This window comes from Starkeya nomas, assembly GCF_902703545.1.
Classification (GTDB): domain Bacteria; phylum Pseudomonadota; class Alphaproteobacteria; order Rhizobiales; family Xanthobacteraceae; genus Ancylobacter; species Ancylobacter moscoviensis.
Genome location: NZ_CACSAS010000001.1, coordinates 766,666 through 784,242, shown reverse-complemented (window position 1 = coordinate 784,242; position 17,577 = coordinate 766,666). Strand labels below are relative to the sequence as shown.

Below are 17,577 nucleotides of genomic sequence, written 5' to 3'. Positions count from 1 at the left end.
GGTTGTCGACATCCGGCGAAGCCGTATGAGGTGCCGTTTGGATCGCATCGTTCATGGAGCGGATGCCCCGCACGCCGTCCCGCCGCAGCCGGTGCACGCCGCGGCCATTGTCGGCTGCGCCTGCCGTCTGCCGGGTGCGGCGGACGAGGCGGCGTTCTGGTCGCTGCTGGCGCGCGGCGAATGCTCCGTGAGCGAGATTCCGGCCGACCGCTGGTCGCATGAGCGCTTCCTGCATCCGGGCCGTGGCGTGCCGGGCCGCTCCTACACCTTCGCGGCGGGCGTGCTCGACGACATCTACGGCTTCGATCCCGGCGCCTTCGGCCTCTCCCCGCGCGAGGCCGAGCAGATCGACCCGCAGCAGCGCCTGCTGCTGGAACTGGTGCGGGAGGCGTTCGAGGACGCGAACATTCCGCTGTCGGCGGTCGCGGGAGCCAATGTCGGTGTCTTCGTCGGCGCCTCCTCGCTCGACCATTCGCTGCATTTCGTCGCCGACATCGCGGCGGCCGACACCCATTTCGTCACCGGCAACGCGCTGTCCATCGTCGCCAACCGCATCTCCCACGTCTACGGCTTCACCGGCCCGAGCCTTGCCATCGACACGGCCTGCTCCTCCTCGCTGGTCGCCTTCGACCGCGCGGTGAAGGCCATCGAAAGTGGGGAGATCGACACCGCCGTGGTGGCAGGCGTGAACGTGCTGGCGAGCCCGTTCAACTTCGTCGGCTTCGCCCGCGCCGGCATGCTCTCGCCGACGGGGCGCTGCCGGCCGTTCTCGGGCAGCGCCGACGGCTATGTCCGTGCCGAGGGTGGGGTGGTGACGATCCTGCGTCGTCTCGGTCCCGCCGGTGCGATGGGCGCGACGCCCCGCGCCGTGGTGATGGCGAGCGGGACCAATTCCGACGGGCGCACGCTCGGCATCGCCATGCCGGAGAGCCGGGCGCAGCAGCGCCTGCTCGAGGAACTCTACGCCGCGCGCGGCATCGACCCGGACAGTCTCGCCTTCATCGAGGCGCATGGCACGGGAACGCTGGTGGGCGACCCGGCGGAAGCCCGCGCCGTCGGCGAGGCGATCGGCACGCGCCGCACGCGGCCGCTGCCCATCGGCTCGGTGAAGTCCAATATCGGCCATCTGGAACCGGCTTCCGGGCTCGCGGGGCTGCTGAAGGCGCTCAACGCGCTGGAACGGCGCGAGCTGCCGGCCTCGCTGCATCTCGACACGCTGAACGAGCACATCGATTTCGAGGCGCTGAACCTGCGCCCCGCCGCCGAAGCGCTGGCGCTCGACGCGGACGCACGCGCCGCCGGCATTTCCTCCTTCGGCTTCGGCGGCACCAACGCCCATGCCGTCATCCGCCTTCCCGAGGCGCATGAGGTACCTACCACCGCCGCATCCCTGGCGCCGGTGCTGATGCTCTCGGCGCACAGCGCGGAGGCGCTCTCGGCGCTTGCGGAGGACTATGCCGGGCGGCTGGAGAGCGAAGCCGAACCGGAACGCCTCGCCCATGCCGTGGCGCATGGCCGCGCGCGGCTGGAGCATCGCCTCGCCATCCCGGCCAACGATCCCGACGCGCCCGGCAAGCTGCGCCGCATCGCCCGCGGCGGCAAGGACGGCGCCCTGCTGCGCGGCACCGCGCGCGGGACCGGCACCAAGGTCGCCTTCGTCTTCACCGGCAATGGCGGGCAATATGCCGGCATGGGCCACGCGGCCTGGCACGCCAGCGCCGGCTTCCGCGCCGCCGTCGACGAGATCGACGCCATCTTCGAGCCGCTGGCCGGCTGGTCGCTCGCCGCCGCCTTCCGGCAGCCGCCGAACGAGACGACGCTCGCCGCCACCGAGATCGCCCAGCCGCTCATCTTCGCGCTGGAAGTCGCGCTCGCCCGGGTGCTGATGGTGTCCGGCTGCAAGCCGGCCGCCGTGGTCGGCCACAGCGTCGGCGAGATTGCGGCCGCCCATGTCGCCGGCGCGCTGAACCTGTCGGACGCCACGCACCTCATCTACTGGCGCAGCCGCCTGCAGGCCGAGACGCGCGGCACCGGGCTGATGGCCTTTCTCATGGCAAGCCCCGACCGGGCCAGCGAACTCATCGCCGCCGCCGAGCAGCCGGACGTCGTCATCGGCGCCTTCAACGCGCCGAAGGGCGTGACGCTCTCCGGCCCGGCCGGCGCGGTGGACGCGGTGCTGCGCCTTGCCCGCCGGCAGGGCGTCGTCGGCAAGCGCCTCGGCATCGACTACCCGTTCCACGCTCCCGGCATGGGCCCGCTCTACGAGGCGATCATCGAGGCCCTCGCACCGCTGGTGCCGCAGGCCCCGGCGATCTCCTTCGTCTCCGGCCTCACCGGCGAGATCGTCGACGACGCCTCGCTCGACGCCGGCTACTGGTGGGACAATATCCGCCAGCCGGTGCAGTTCGATCCCGCCATCCGCACGCTGGCGCAGGACGACTCCATCGGCATCTTCCTGGAGATCGGCCCGAAGGCGGTGCTCACCGGCTTCGTGCGGGAGATCCTCGCCGATGCCGGGCGGCCGGCGACGGTGCTCGCCTCGCTGCAGGAAAAGGACGGGGCGGACGAAGACCCGATCGGGCGCACGATCCTGGCGACGCTGGTCAACGGCGCGGCGATGGACGAGGCGCGGCTTTTCGGCCCGGCCGCCGCGCCGGGGCGGATCGACCTGCCCAAGACGCCGTGGCACCGCCAGCCGATCCGTCCGCCGCGCACCGGCGAGGCGGTCGACCTGACCGGCACCGGCGGCCGACACCATCCGCTCCTCGGCACCCGCCTGCATGGCGACGGGCGCGAATGGCGCGGGCTGCTCGACCTCGATTCCCGCCCCTTCCTCGCCGACCACAAGGTCGGCGGCAACGCCGTCGTGCCCGCGACGGGCCTCGCCGAGATGGCGCTGGCGGCGGGGCGCGAGACGTTGGGCACCGACCGGCTGCGGCTGGAGGAATTCGACATCTTCACCGCGCTCCGGCTCACGCCCGGCGAGAGCGTCGAGACGCAGGTGCGGATGGCGGCCGATGGCGGCGTCACCATCGGCTCGCGGGCCCGCGGTTCGCAGGAATGGGCCATTCACGCCCGGGGACGCGTCCTCGCCGACGCCGGCGTGCCGGTCGCCGAGGCATTGCCGGCCCCACCGGCGGAAGAAGCGGAGAGCGTCCTCGATGCCGACGCGCTCTATGCCGGCGCCGCGCGGCTCGGCCTCGACTACGGCCCGGCCTTCCGGCTGGTGCATTCCGCCCGCCGCGCCGGGACGCGGATCCATCTCGATCTCATGCCGGCCGAGGCGCCGGAGCCCGGCATCTATGTGCTGCCACCCACGCTGGCCGATGCCGCTCTTCATGGGCTGGTGATGGCGGCCGACGTGGCGGCGCAGGGCGGGCCCTCGAAAGCCGGCTCGGCCTATCTGCCGGTCCGCTTCGCCGCGCTCACCGTCCGCAGCGCCGCGCCGCCGGTACGGGCGACGCTGACGGTTCATCGCGCCAGCCCGCGCGCGCTCGCCCTCGACGTCGCCCTGTTCGATGCCGAGGACGCCGAGGTCGCGCGCATCGACGGCGTCGAACTGCGGGCCGTCGCCCTTGCCGCCACGGAAGAATTCGACCGCGATTTCCGCCAGAGCCTCGTCCGCCTCGGGCCGGCGCGAACCGGGACCGCGGCCCGGATCGAGGCCTTCCTCGACGCGCGGGACGAGGTGCCGGCCGCCGACGACCTGCTCGTGCTCGATGCCCTCGCCTATGCCATCGCCCACCGCGCGGTGACGGCGGTCATCGGGAAACCGGCCACGGAAATGCCGGTCGATATCGATGCGCTGGTCGGCCGGGGCGCTCTCGCCGACGAGCGGCGCACCACCTTCCTCGCCCTGCTGCGGCTCCTCGCCGAGGGCGGTCTCGCCCGCCACACGCCGGAAGAAGGCTGGCGCGTCGAGGCCGACAGCGATCTTCCCGCGCCCGAGCCGCTGCTGCACGAGATCGCCGACACGGCGCCGGACCGCGCCGCCGAGCTCGCCATCGGCGCCCGCCTCGCGGCCGATCTCGCCGATCATCTGCGCGGGGCCGTTTCGATCTCCCATCCCGTCGGCCTCATCGACCAGTGGGAGGCCGGATCACCGGCCGCCCGGACCGTCGCCGCGCAGGCGGTGGCGCTGGTCGAGGCCGCCGCGCGCGACGGCGAGGCGCCCCTCGCCGTGCTGCTCGTGGAACGGCATGGCACGACGCTGGACGGTCTGCGCCCCCTCGTCGCCTCCGGCGCGATCTCGCTGGCGGTGCTGCCCGCCGACAGCGCCGCGCGCCTGCGCCTTGCCGACCGGATATCGCCCCGCGTGGGGATGACGCTGTGCGAGGAGGATGCGCTGCCGACGGCGGACCTCGTGCTGCATGTCGATCCGCGTGAACCGCTCGATGCCACCGACGAGGCGACGCGCCACCTGCTCGGCACGCTGCGCCCCGGCGGCGCGCTGGCGGCGCTCCGCGTCGCTCCGGGCGGCTTCGCCCGCCTGCTGACGATGGATGTGCCACCCCTGCCGCACGCCCGCCCCCTGTCCGACGCGCGAGCTATGACAGAGATCGCCATCCTTGCCGCCGCAACCACCGAGCCCGCCCGACAGCGCGCGGCCGCCGGGGGCATCGCGGCGCTGTACGAGGCAGACGCCCTCTCCTGCCTGATCGGCGAGCGCGGTCATCGGCTCGACGCCGATCCCGCCGACGCGGCAAGCGCCGGCACCGGGAACATTCTCGTGCTGCGGCTGGAGGCCGCCGACGACGCCGCTTCGCTCGCCGCCGTCATGGACGAGGTGCGCGGGCTGGTGGAGGCCATGCGCGCGGGCGGCAAGGCGCCGGCCCTTCGTCTTCTCGTCGCGGGCAATCCGCTTGGCGAGGCGCCCACCGCCGCCGCGCTCTGGGCATTCGGCCGCACCGTCATCAACGAATATCCCGATCTCGACATCAAGCTCGTCGCCATCGACCGTCCGGCGCTGGACGCGGCGGCGGTGTCCGATCTCGCCCGCGCCATCGCCGGCCTGGCGGACGAACGCGAGCTGGTGCTCGACGCCCATGGGCTTCTCGCCGTCCGCATCGCCGCCGCGCCGGCACCGGCGGGCGAGCCGGACGCCGCCGTGCGGCTGGTGATGGAACGGCCGGGCTCGCTCGACCGCCTCACCTGGGAGCCGCAGGCGCGCCGCGCCCCCGGCCCGGGCGAGATCGAGATCGAAATCTCCACCGCCGCCCTCAATTTCCGTGACGTGATGTTCGCGCAGGGGCTCATCGGCGACGACATGCTGGCGCACGGCTTCGCCGGCCCGACGCTCGGCTTCGAGGGCGGCGGTACCGTCACCCGCGTGGGGCCGGATGTCGCCGGCCTCGTGCCCGGCGACGAGATCGTCGCCTTCGCGCCCGGCGCCTTCGCCAGCCACGCCACCCTTCCCGCCGCCGCGGCGCTGAAGGTGCCGGCCGGCATGAACATCGAGGCGGCGACGACGCTGCCCGTCGCCTTCCTCACCGCCTGGTACGGCCTCGTGCAGTGCGCCCGGCTGGAGGCCGGCGAGACCGTGCTGATCCACGGCGCCGCCGGCGGCGTCGGCCTCGCGGCGATGCAGATCGCCAAGGCGCGCGGCGCGCGCATCGTCGCCACCGCCGGCTCGCCGGAAAAGCGGGCGCTGGTCCGGCTGCTCGGCGCCGACGAGGTTCACGATTCCCGCGACACGCTGTTCGCGGAACGGCTGAAGGCAGCGGGCGGCTGCGACGTGGTGCTGAATTCGCTCGCCGGCCGCGCCATGGAGCTTTCCCTGCGCGCGCTCAAGCCGTTCGGCCGCTTCGTCGAACTCGGCAAGCGTGACTTCATCGCCAATACCGGCCTCGGCCTGCGTCCCTTCGCGCGCAACCTCACCTATTTCGGCGTCGATGCCGACCAGTTCATCGCCGCCCGGCCGGCGCTGGTGAAGGAGATGCTGGCGGAGCTTGCCCGCCTGTTCGAGGCCGGCACGCTGCGGCCGCTGCCCTATCGCCTCTTCGCCGCCGACGACGTGCGCTCGGCCTTCCGGCTGATGCAGAGCTCCGGCCATGTCGGGAAGATCCTCATCCGGCCGCCAGCGTACCTGCCGACCGGAGCCGCCCCCGGTCCCGTGGCGGACGCCGCCTTCGCCGCTTCGCCCGAGGGCGTGCATGTGGTGGTCGGCGGCACCGGCGGCTTCGGCCGGGAGACGGCCCGCTGGCTGGCGGAGCACGGTGCGCACCACGTGGTGGTCGCCTCGCGGCGCGGCATCATCGAGCCGCCCCTGACGGTGGAAGGGGCCGAGATCGTCGCGGAGACGCTCGACGCCCGCGATCCCGACGCCTGCTCCGACCTTCTTTCCCGGCTCGCCGCCCGCTACGGGCGTGTCGCCGGCATCGTGCACACGGCGATGGTTCTCGACGACGCGCTGCTGCGCGATCTCGACCACGACCGCTTCGAAGCCGTGCTGGCCCCGAAGGTCGATGGCGCCCGCAACCTCGATGCCGCCGCCGCCGGCCTCGACCTCGACTACTTCGTGCTGTTCTCCTCGGCGACGACGCTGGTGGGCAATCCCGGCCAGTCCGCCTATGTGGCGGCGAACGCCTATCTCGAAGGTCTGGCGCGCCGGCGCCGGGCCGAGGGGCGTCCGGCGCTGGCCGTCGCCTGGGGGGCGATCTCCGATGCCGGCGTGCTGGCGCGCGATGCGGCGACCTCGGAGAAGCTGAGCCGCCGGCTTGGGCTCGGCATGCTCGGCGCCGCCGAGGCGCTCGATCACCTCGGCGCCTGTCTCGCCACGGCAGACGCGCCGCCGGTTTCCGTTCACGCGCCCGTCGATTGGCGCGCGGCGCGCGAACTCGCGGTGATGCGTGGCGCCAGCTTCGCCGCCTTGCGCCCGGCCTTCGCGGAAGACACGGACAGCGATGCCGAAGCCGGGATGCTCGCGCTGATCGCCGACCAAAGCGACAGCGAGGCGCGCGCCACCGTGCTGCGCCTGCTGAGCGCCGAGGTCGGCCGCATCCTCCGGCTGCCCGCCGAGAAGATCGACCCGACCCGCCCGCTCGGGGACATCGGCATGGACTCGCTGATGGCGCTGGAGCTCGACATGGAGATGCAGCGCCGCCACAAGGTCGCGCTGCCCATGCTCGGCCTTGGCGCCGGAGCGACGCTGCAGGACGTCGCCGACAAGGTCATGCGCAAGCTGCGCCCCTCGGCCGAGACGGGCGGCGACGCGATCCTGGCGCCGGGCATCCATCTTCCCGAGGAGGGAGCCGGCCTCATCGACCGCCATCTGCGGGTTGAGCCCTCGGCCGGCGCCATCGAGGCCCTGCAGGCGCGGATCGGCGCCGAGAACCGCCGTGACGGGAGCCTGCTGCGATGACCCTTCAGGACGGCATCCGGCTCGACGCGACCGCCAGGGCGACACTCCTCGCCCGCATGCGCCAGCGCGCCCCGGAACCCGCGCGCCCCGCCGTGACACCCAGCTACGACACGTCGTTCGAGACGCTTCCCGGCTTCGAGGAGTTGCGCCTCATCCGGGCGACGGGCGAGGCGCTCGGCATCGGCAACCCGTTCTTCCGCGCGCATGAGGGACGGGCCGGGGCGGTGAGCCGTATCGAGGGGCGGGAGGTGATCAACTTCGCCTCCTACGACTATCTCGGCCTCAACGGCCACCCCGACGTGCGGCGCGGCGCGCAGGCGGCAATGGAGCTCTACGGCACCAGCGTCTCGGCCAGCCGGCTGGTGGCGGGCGAGCGGCCGATCCACCGCGAGCTGGAGGCCCGGCTCGCCAGCCTTCACGGTGCGGACGACGCCGTCGTCTTCGTTTCCGGCCACGCCGCCAACGTCACCACCATCGGCAGCCTCGTCGGCGCCGACGACGTGGTGTTCCACGACGCGCTCATCCACAACAGCGTCATCGTCGGGGCCGAGCTCGCCGGCGCGGCGCGGCGGTCCTTCCCGCACAACGACCTCGACGCGCTGGAAGACATGCTCATCCACGAGCGCGGCAGCCACCGCCGGGCCCTCATCGTCGTCGAGGGGCTCTACTCGATGGACGGCGACGCGCCGGACCTGTCGCGCCTGGTGGTGCTGAAGGAACGCTTCGGCGCCTGGCTGATGGTGGACGAGGCGCACAGCATCGGCGTCCTCGGCGCACACGGGCACGGCATCGCCGAGCAGGCCGGGCTCGATCCCGCCCGGATCGACATCTGGATGGGCACGCTGTCCAAGTCGCTCGCCTCCTGCGGCGGCTACATCGCCGGGCCGCAGCCGCTCATCGATTTCCTGAAAGTGACGGCGCCGGGCTTCGTCTACAGCGTCGGCCTGCCGCCGGCGGCGGCGGGCGCGGCCCTCGCCGCCCTCGACGTCATGGGCGAGGATACCGGCCGCGTCGCCGCGCTTCAGAGGAATGCCCGGCATTTCCTGGCGACGGCGCAGGCCGCCGGCCTCTCCACCGGCACCGCCGAAGGCCATGCCATCGCGCCGGTCATGGTGGGCGACTCGCTGAAGGCGGTCCTGCTCTCGGAGCGGATGCTCGCGCGCGGGGTCAACGTGCTGCCGATCATCCATCCGGCGGTGCCGCACAAATCGGCCCGGCTGCGCTTCTTCATCACCGCCGACCATGACCAGGAACAGCTGGACGACACCGTCCGCATCCTGGTCGAGGAACTCGACGAGAGCACCCGCCTCCTCGCCGCGCTGGGGTTTGCGGAGGGGGATCACGATGCGGCGGCGCGTGCGGCGCTTGGGGGAATGACATGAGGGTCGTGCTGGATATCACCCGGTTGTTGCGGCGCTCGGCGCAGGCGACGCCGACCGGCATCGACCGGGTCGAGCTCGCCTATGCGCGCCACCTGATCGGCAACCGGCAGTACAAGGACCGCACGGCCTTCGTCGCGCGGGTGCGCTCGTCGACCTGGTATCTCGACGCCGATACCGTCTCCGCCTTCATCGACACGCTGGCGCTGAAGTGGAAGCAGTCCGAGAGCCGGGTCACGCGGCGCGAGCTGGTGGCGATCGAGAATTTCCTCGACCTCGCGCCCGGCACGCTCCCCCCGGTCGATACCGCGCCGGCCCTGCGCTCGGCCCTGCCCGACATGCTGCCACCGCTCAAGCGCCTGCTGTCGCCGGTCAACCTGCTGCCGCGGCTGATGCGCCGGCGCAACTCGCAGGGCGCCGTCTACCTCAACGTCTCGCATGAGGGGCTGAACTCGATCAACGGCGTGCGCTCGATGGTGCGCGGCCACGGGCTGCGGCCGATGTACCTCGTGCACGACCTCATCCCGCTCACCCACCCGGAGTACGTCCGCCCGGGCGACGCGGAGAAGCACGAGACGCGCATGCGCACCGTGCTCGCCTCCGCCGAGGCGATCATCAGCAACTCCCATCACACGCTGAACCAGCTCAAATCCTTCGCCGAGCGCAGCGGCATGGCGGTGCCCCCGTCCATCGTCAGCCCGCTCGGGGTGGAGGACGAGTTCGACACCGAGGAAGCGCCGCCGCCGCCGGCCCATCCCTTCTTCCTCACCGTCGGCACCATCGAGCCGCGCAAGAACCATCTCGTGCTGCTGCATGCCTGGCGCGTGCTGGTGGAGAAGCTGGGCCCCAAGGCGCCGAAGCTGATCATCGTCGGCCGGCGCGGCTGGGAGAACGAGAACGTCATCGACATCATCGAGCGCTGCCGGAAGCTCGGCGACCACGTGCTGGAGTGCAACCGCCTGCCGGACGTGCACCTGCGCCGGCTGATGAAGCAGGCGCGTGCCGTGCTGTTCCCCTCCTTCGCCGAGGGCTACGGCCTGCCGCTGTTCGAGGCGATGGCGCTGCGCGTGCCGGTGATCTGCTCCGACCTGCAGGCCTTCCGCGACATCGCCGGTTCCGCGCCCTGCTATCTCGACCCGATCGACGGGCTCGGCTGGGCGCGGGCGATCGAGGAATATGCCCGCCCGGATTCGCAGGCACGCGCCGCACAGATGCGCCAGCTCTCCGGCCTGTGGATGCCGCGCTGGTCGGATCACTTCTCCATCGTCGACCGCATCATCGACGTCGTGGCCCGGCCGACCGGCACCCCGCGTCCGGTGGCCGGCTGGCGTCCCGCCGCGAGCAGCGAGCGCAGCAGACCGTTGATTCCGGCCGGCGAGCACGTCGAGGACGTCCGCGCGCTCTGCTTCGCCGTCCAGCCGCATTCGAGCACGAGGTAGTCCGTGGCCGTGTCGTCCGCCAACCCCTCATGCCCGGGAAGGATCGGAGCATGATCGCCGTAGAAGACCAGCAGCGAGCGGTCCGTCAGCGCGTCGAGTGCTGCCGCCACCGTGCCGAGCATGGCATCGGCATTGGCGAGATGACGCGCGTATTGCTGCACGGGGTCGGCGATGCCGGACAGGCGGCCGGGGCCGTAGGGGTCGTGCGCCTCCATCGAGACCGACATGAGGAACAGCGGCTCGTCGGCCGAGCTCGCCGCCCGGATCTCCTCGACGATGCGCCGGGCCACGGCGCGATCGCCGACATAGGGACCGAAACGGTCGCCCGGCGCGAACGCCTCCTCGCCGATGAAGCGCGCGAAGCCGAGACGGGGGATCGCCCGGTCGCGCCGGAAGAAGCGGGCATCGTGCGGGTGCAGGAAGACGGTGCGCCAGCCGGCGCCCCCCAGCGCCCGGGCCAGCGAGGCCGGGGCCAGCTTCTGCGGCCGCAGATAGGGATCGAAGCGGTCCATGCGCTGGCGCGCGAAGGGCACGCCGGTCAGCATCTCTACCTCGGAGCGATGGGTGTAGGCACCGTAGCAGGAAACCTCCAGCCGTCCGTGTGCCATCGCCCCGCGGCGCAGCCGGTCGAGGTTCGGCAGGTCGAGCGGGACGCCCTCCCGGCGCAGGTCGGCGAAGGATTCCGCCTGCAGGATAATGATAGCACGGTACGGGCTTTCCCCCGCCGGGACGCCGGCCATTCCACCCGGCCCGGCTCTCTTGCCGTCGCGGCGCCAGAAGACGAAGCCGGCGACCAGCGAGACGCTCAATCCCAGCGTGCCGACGAAGACATTCGCCGGGGTCTCCATCAGGGGCTTCTCGAGCGGGGCGAGGACGCCCGCAAGCCCGGCGGGCCGCAGGGCGAAGCCGGCGGCGACGAGCAGGACGAGCGCCAGGGCGGCGAGCTGCGCCGTACCGCCGAGGGCGGACGGCTCCACCGAGGTCCAGGCGGCAATCAGGCCTCCCAGCACGATGACGGCCAGCCCCAGCCCCGCCGCGCTGGCGCGGCCGAGATAGAACAGGTCGGGGTGGCGGAGCAGCGTCGGCAGGAAGCCGAGATCGCTGAAGACCAGCGGCTCGCGCAGATACGCGTGCTTCACGCGCGAGATCAGCACGAAGACGGCGAGCGTCGCCAGCGCGGCCGCCGCGGCGAAGAAGGGGCGCGCCGACAGGCCGAGCCAGAGCAGCCAGAGCCAGCCCATGACGACACTGCCCAGAAGGTGCGCGGCCACGGGCGGGCGCATCGCCCGCGCGCGCTGCGGCACAGCCTGACGATCCAGCCAGCCGGCACCGGCGACCATGATCGCCAGAACGAAAATTACCGCGGCCGCCTTGATGGTATTCACCGCAACTCCTCACGCACGCTTCGTACAGTCGAGGCGAAGCTAGACAATAAAATTGAATTTTTCCACGAGAAAAAACACAATAATGAGTTCGATATCTACGCTTATATTGAAGCTGAAGTCTGCCTATCAGCAGAGAGATACCGCTTTTCAACACACATCGCGGGGGCGCCGCGCGTCGGGAAAGGTTATTCTCATGAGTAAACTGAACCCAGCTCTCGGCCTGTCCGCATCCAAGGATTTGCCGCCCTCCCGGGACCGGACACCGCCTCTCGGCCTTCCCAAGGCCAAGGCCTTGCGGCCGGTGCCGCACGAAGACATCGACGCGACCAACGAGGCCCCGGTCCGCGCCCGGCCCCGGTCCGCGCGCCCGGTCGCCCGGCGCGACGCCTTCGCCTTGTCCGAGGCGGAGAGTTCGGAGATCACCGAGGGCCTGCCGCGCTCGCGGCGCCGGCGGCGCTCGGCCGGGCTGTGGGCATCGTTCCTGCTGATGGTGGTGCTGCCGACCCTGGCGGCGGGCCTCTATTACGGCCTGATGGTCTCCAATCAGTACGTATCGGAGTTCCGCTTCGCGGTGCGCAACCAGGACTTCGCGCCGGCCGGCACGACCTCCGCCACCAGCGCGCTGGGCGCCGCCGCGCGGGCGGGCGTCTATACTGACAACTTCCTCGTCATCGACTACCTCACCAGCCGGCAGGCGGTGGAGGACCTGATGGCGACGGTCGACCTCCGGGATATGTACTCCCGCTCCGGCGTCGACCGTCTCTCGCGGCTGCGCGGCGACGACACGATGGAGAATCTGGTCAGCTACTGGCAGTCGATGATCGACGCCTCGTTCGATCTCGCGACAGGCCTCGCGCTCGTGCGCGTGCGTGCCTTCACCCCGGAGGACGCCCACAAGATCGCCGCCACGCTGGTGACGCAGAGCGAGAAGCTGATCAACGACATCTCGGCACGCTCGCGGCGGGACGCGGTCAAGTTCGCCGAGGCGGACGTATCGCGCGCGGAGGAGCGCCTGCGCGGCGCCCGCGCCGACATGCGCCGGTTCCGCGACCTCGAACAGACCCCCGACGCCGCCCGCACCGCCGGCGGCACGCTCGACCTCGCGATGAAACTGCGCGGGGAACTGGCGGGCCTGCAGTCGCAGCTCGCCTCGCTGCGCACCTACATGGACCCCAACGCCCCGACCGTGAAGGTGCTGGAGAGCCGCATCGCCGCCACCACCAAGCAGATCGCGACCACCGAGCGCGAGATCGGCAAGGGCGGCCGGGACGGCCAGACCACCGACGCCTCCACCGGCACGGCGGCGGGGACGCAGTCGCGCCTGTCCGACGTCCTGTCGAACTATGAGGACGTCGACCTCAGCCGGCAGTTCGCCGAGAAGTATTACGACACGACGCTGGCCGCGCTGGAGCTCGCACGCTCCGAGGCGGCGTCCCAGCAGACCTATGTCGCGACCTATGTGCAGCCCGCCATCGCCCAGTCCAGCCAGTATCCGCAGCGCCTGATCTCGACGCTGATCGTGTTCCTGGCGGCAGGCGCGCTGTGGTTCGTCAGCGTCATGATCTTCCTGTCCATCCGCGACCACGTGGCGTGAGCGGGAAAGCCTAGCGCGATGAGTTACATACCCCCCTTCGACGCACCCCGCCGCGGCCCGGACCTGAGCCGGATCGCGGAAGGCCTGCGCACGCAGGGACGCGTCATCATCGCCCTGATGCTGCGCGAGATGCGGCTGCGCTCGGTGCAATCGCGGCTGAGCTATCTGCTCGCGCTGCTGGAGCCGATCCTCCAGCTCACGATGATGATGACGATCTTCACCTTCATCGGCCGCCGCCCGGACTTCGGCACCAGCTTGCTGTTGTTCCTCGGCACCGGCATCCTGCCGTTCTTCCTGTTCACCCACGTTTCCGGGCGCACGACCGGCGCCATCCGCGCCAGCGGGCTGGTGCGGGCGCTGGCACCCATACAGCCGCTCGACATCATGCTGGCGCGGGCGCTGCTGGAGACAGCGACGCTGCTCATCGTCGCCATCCTGCTGTTCACCTTCATCTATGCGACCGGCGTGAAGGACGCGATCCCCAGCCGGCCGATGCTCGCCATACAGGGCTTCGCCGCCACGGCGCTGCTCGCCATCGGCGTCGGCCTGATCAACGGCGTGATCGGCGCCTTCTTCCGGCTCTGGGCGATCATCTACGGGGTGCTGTCGCGCTCGCTCATCTTCATGTCCGGCGTGTTCTTCGTGCCCGACTTCATGCCGCCGCCGATCCGCTATTTCCTGAGCTGGAACCCGCTGCTGCACGGGCTCGAATGGTTCCGCTCGGGCTTCTACCTGACCTATCCCACCCTCACCCTCGACAAGTCCTATCTGATCGGCTTCGGCCTCGTGTCGCTGCTGATCGGGCTTGCGCTCGAGCGTGTGTTCCGTCCGAGGCTGATATGATGGCGGTGGAGATGCGCGACATCGCCAAGACGTTCCGCTCCGCGCGCGGGCCGAACCACGTCTTCGAGCATCTCAACGCGGCGTTCCCGCGCGGGGCCTCGGTGGGCATTCTCGGGGCGCGCAGCGCCGGCAAGTCGACGCTCATCCGCCTGATCGGCGGCTCGACCCTGCCCGACCACGGCAAGGTACGCCGCGTCGGCTCCATCTCGCCGCCGGTCGCGACGACGCAGGCCTATCACGCGGCGCTGACCGGCCGGGAGAACCTGCATTTCGTTGCCCGGGTGAATGGTTTCGACGGCGATGCCGCGGCCCGCTTCGTCGCCCGCTTCGCGCAGATGGGCGAGGCCATCGACCATCCGCTGTCGAGCTACACGCGCGAGCGCCGCGCCCGCTTCCTCTTCGCCGCCTCCTACGCGATGCCGTTCGACATCTTCATCGCGGACGAGGCCCTGTTCGGCGGGGCCGGCGTCTTCCGCGAGCGCTGTGCCGAACTGGTGCAGGCGCGGCGGGCGCAGGCCACGCTCATCTTCACCACGCGGTCCCCGCAGATGCTGCGCCGCTTCGCCGACATCGGCGCCGTACTGCATGAGGGGCAACTGCACATGTTCGACCGTATCGGCGACGCCATACGCCTCTACCGGACCATCGACGACAGCGCGGCGGACGCCCCGCTGGAGGACGACGATACGGAGGAGCGTTACGTCGACGAGCCCTTCGGGCCACTGGCCTGAAACCTGTCCATCGCTTTCGGTCGGGACGTTCCCGACCTTACTCTGGAGGAGCCACTATGACCGACATGCCCGAAATCAGCCGACAGCTGGAACGCTTCGTCGCCCGTCGCCTCGTCGAGTTCGACCAGACGGCGTGGAAGGAACTGAGCATCCAGAAGCGCAAGGAATGCATCCAGGCGGCACGCCGCGCGCTCAAGGCGGAACGCCACTTCTTCTCCCGCCAGACCGCTCTGCCGCCCGCGGCCGAGTGAGATCCCCCACCTGAAGCAAGCGGACGCCGGCCTCTCGCGGCCGGCGTCCGCGTCCGCATGCTCTATTGTATACAAGTGACGGTACTATAGTAACAAACGGAAATTTAGTTCATTTTTTTGTGTTATTCCGAACACATTGAGTGAATATGTTCCGCCAGTTTCGCCCGTATAGCGAATTCTGAACCTTTATCTGTTCTATAAGTCCCGGATTATATTCAAAGGGATTGGCCGACTTGCTTAAACTTGGTGCGACGGCCCGCCTCACCGGGCTTGCAGCGTTGTGTATGGCGCTTGGTGGATGTGTTTTCTTCTCCGGGTCGGGGCCTCTGACCCAGGAGGTCGTGTCACCACGGGAAACGCCGACCGATTACGAGATCGTCGACGTCGACAGCCGCGCGATCAACGCGATGCGCGAATGGCGTTCGACCAGCCTCGCGCGCAGCTTCGGCGCCCGCCAGGCGGCGCCGGAAACACGGGTGAATGTCGGCGATGCCGTCTCCATCTCGATCTGGGAAGCCGGCTCCGGCGGCCTGTTCGGCGGGCGCGGCGGTGTCGATGCCGGCTCCGGCAGCGAGACGCTGCCCATCCAGACGGTGGACCGCGACGGCCGCATCAAGGTGCCCTATGTCGGCGACATCTCGGTCGTCGGCAAGCGTCCGAGCCAGATCGCGCAGACCATCGAGGACGGGCTGAAGGGCAAGGCCATCGAGCCGCAGGTGCTGGTCACGCTGCCCCAGCAGACCGCCTCCTCGGTCGTCGTGGTCGGCGACCTCACCGGCGCGGGCCGGGTAAACCTCAACGTCAAGGGCGACCGGCTACTGGAAGTGATCGCGCAGGCCGGCGGCATCAAGGCCTCGCCGCACGAGACCTTCCTGCGCGTCACGCGCGGCAAGCGCAGCACGACGATGCCCCTTACCGCCGTCCTCGCCAAGCCGGACGAGAACATCTTCATGCAGCCGGGCGACACGGTGTACGTGTTCCGTCGGCCGCAGACCTTCACGGCGCTGGGCGCGGTGAAGAGCGCCGGCGAGATGCCGATCGACCGCGAGGACTTCACCGTCGCCTCGGCGATGGGCACCTCCGGCGGCCTGATCGACAATCAGGCCGACCCGAGCGGGGTGTTCATCTTCCGCTACGAGCAGGCGGGCGTGCTGCGGGCGATCAATCCGGAATCCCCGCATTTGTCCGGCAACAGCGAGGTGCCGGTCGTCTACCGCCTGAACCTGAAGGATCCGACGGGCTACTTCGTCGCCCGCGCCTTCCCGGTGCGCGCCGGCGACATCGTCTATGTCGCGAATTCGCCCGCCGCCGAGTTCACCAAGTTCCTGCGCATGGCGCTGATGATCAGCTCGGTGGCGCGCTCGGGCAATGTGGCCTGGACGGAATAGCGCTTCGCCCGCAACCGGGGAGGCAATATGAGGCGCGGAATTCATCTCGTGTGGGGCGTGGCGCTGCTCGGCTGCCTCGCCCCGCCGCTCCGGGCGGCCGAGCCGACCTCCATCGCCGACTACATGGTCATGGACGTCTGCGTCGACGCGGCCGACCGCATCGTGCCCTCGATGGTCCCCGGCGATGCCGGGTGCGAGCGACGCCGCAACATCCGCGCGGACGAGCTTCCTCCCTACGAGCTGCGCAACTTCCTCAACCCCGGCCGCGGCTGCACCGACGACGGGGGCACGGTTCGCAAGCTCAACCGCCCGGTGGAGCGCGAAGGCCAGACGCGCATAATCTCCTCGACGCAGGGCGTGCCCCCCTCCCCGTGCAGCGGCAGCCGCGACGGCGCCGCGCGGCCGGAGGACGGCACCGCCTCGATCCAGTGGCACGACGAGGGCTACGGCTTCATCATGGGCAGCTACAGCCCGGTCGCGCTGTCGATCTACCAGACGCCGTTCTGCCGTGACGGCAGCAGCTCTTCCCGCCGCTTCTTCCGCGGCTGGGTGATCGCGCCGGCGCAGGTTCCGGCGACGGGCGAAACGGGCTTCGGCGTGTTCCTCAGCCGCCTCGCCACGGGCTCCGCCTCCCAGCTTCCCACCGCCTGCCCGACCCGCTTCCGCCGTGCGCTGACGACCTGGCTCGTCACGCCCATGCGCTACAAGTCCGGCCGCGAGATGACTTCCATCGTCTCCAGCCATTTCGCGCAGGCGAGCCGTGACGGCCTCTCTCCCGGCCGCACCATGCAGATGGAGCAGACCTACTGGACGCGCGAATTCGGCCTCTCCCGCTGGGAGAAATGGGCGCGGGAAGGCTGGGTCCATCCGCGCAGCGGACGCTCGGCCGCCGACCTCGCCCGCGAATTGCGCCAGCGCGGCCGCTGCAGCCCACCGGCCGGAGGCACGTTCGACATTTCGCTGCGCACCCGCTTCACCGATGCGCCCGGCCATGACGACGCCTATGTGCGCAGCATCGTCGACCCCGGCACCGGCCAGAGCAGCCTCTGGTACATGACCCTGTGCGAGGACTACACCAACATCCACCCGCGCCCCGCCGACCAGCCGCTGCCGGACGCCTCCGCCATCGCGGACCGCGCCTACTGGGCGCAGTAGGCGCGGCCATCGCGAGCAGCCACGTCAAGGCCCCTCCACCTCCCGCGACACG

General features: G+C 70.7%; 9 protein-coding genes and 1 pseudogene. 9 read left to right on the top strand and 1 reads right to left on the bottom strand.

The genetic code is table 11. From position 1 onward, the window contains the following. Positions 1–37: 37 nt before the first annotated feature. The 3 genes from STARVERO_RS03780 to STARVERO_RS03770 are packed head-to-tail and all read left to right on the top strand — an operon-like array spanning position 38 to position 10,178. Positions 38–7,360 (top strand): type I polyketide synthase, encoded by a 7,323-nt coding sequence (locus STARVERO_RS03780; RefSeq protein WP_159597965.1) that lies wholly within the window; start codon positions 38–40, stop codon positions 7,358–7,360. After that, positions 7,357–8,742, top strand: a complete 1,386-nt coding sequence (locus STARVERO_RS03775; RefSeq protein ID WP_159597964.1) for an aminotransferase class I/II-fold pyridoxal phosphate-dependent enzyme — start codon at positions 7,357–7,359, stop codon at positions 8,740–8,742. Before STARVERO_RS03780 ends, STARVERO_RS03775 begins: the two co-directional genes overlap by 4 nt. Further along, entirely contained in the window at positions 8,739–10,178 is a 1,440-nt protein-coding gene (locus STARVERO_RS03770) for a glycosyltransferase family 4 protein (protein WP_144343044.1), read from the top strand. Before STARVERO_RS03775 ends, STARVERO_RS03770 begins: the two co-directional genes overlap by 4 nt. A gap of 20 nt (positions 10,179–10,198) precedes the next feature. Here STARVERO_RS03770 and STARVERO_RS23455 read toward each other — a convergent pair. Then, positions 10,199–10,918 (bottom strand): annotated as a pseudogene (locus tag STARVERO_RS23455) (LTA synthase family protein); the annotation flags it as partial. 838 nt (positions 10,919–11,756) lie between these two features. Here STARVERO_RS23455 and STARVERO_RS03760 point away from each other — a divergent pair. The 6 genes from STARVERO_RS03760 to STARVERO_RS03735 all read left to right on the top strand — a co-directional run bounded on the left by STARVERO_RS03760 (position 11,757) and on the right by STARVERO_RS03735 (position 17,525). Next, positions 11,757–13,157, top strand: a complete 1,401-nt coding sequence (locus tag STARVERO_RS03760; RefSeq protein ID WP_159597962.1) for a KpsE/RkpR family capsule polysaccharide export protein — start codon at positions 11,757–11,759, stop codon at positions 13,155–13,157. 18 nt (positions 13,158–13,175) lie between these two features. After that, on the top strand, positions 13,176–14,000 hold the full coding sequence (locus tag STARVERO_RS03755; RefSeq protein WP_144343047.1) for an ABC transporter permease: 825 nt from the start codon (positions 13,176–13,178) through the stop codon (positions 13,998–14,000). Next, positions 13,997–14,731: an ABC transporter ATP-binding protein gene (locus STARVERO_RS03750; protein ID WP_159597961.1), complete on the top strand. Its 735-nt coding sequence runs from the start codon at positions 13,997–13,999 to the stop codon at positions 14,729–14,731. Before STARVERO_RS03755 ends, STARVERO_RS03750 begins: the two co-directional genes overlap by 4 nt. Positions 14,732–14,787: 56 nt before the next feature. Next, entirely contained in the window at positions 14,788–14,982 is a 195-nt protein-coding gene (locus STARVERO_RS03745; RefSeq protein ID WP_144343049.1) for a hypothetical protein, read from the top strand. A 341-nt stretch (positions 14,983–15,323) separates the two neighbouring features. Further along, on the top strand, positions 15,324–16,370 hold the full coding sequence (locus tag STARVERO_RS03740) for a polysaccharide biosynthesis/export family protein (protein ID WP_159597960.1): 1,047 nt from the start codon (positions 15,324–15,326) through the stop codon (positions 16,368–16,370). A gap of 27 nt (positions 16,371–16,397) precedes the next feature. Continuing rightward, positions 16,398–17,525 (top strand): hypothetical protein, encoded by a 1,128-nt coding sequence (locus tag STARVERO_RS03735; RefSeq protein WP_159597959.1) that lies wholly within the window; start codon positions 16,398–16,400, stop codon positions 17,523–17,525. Positions 17,526–17,577: the final 52 nt, after the last annotated feature.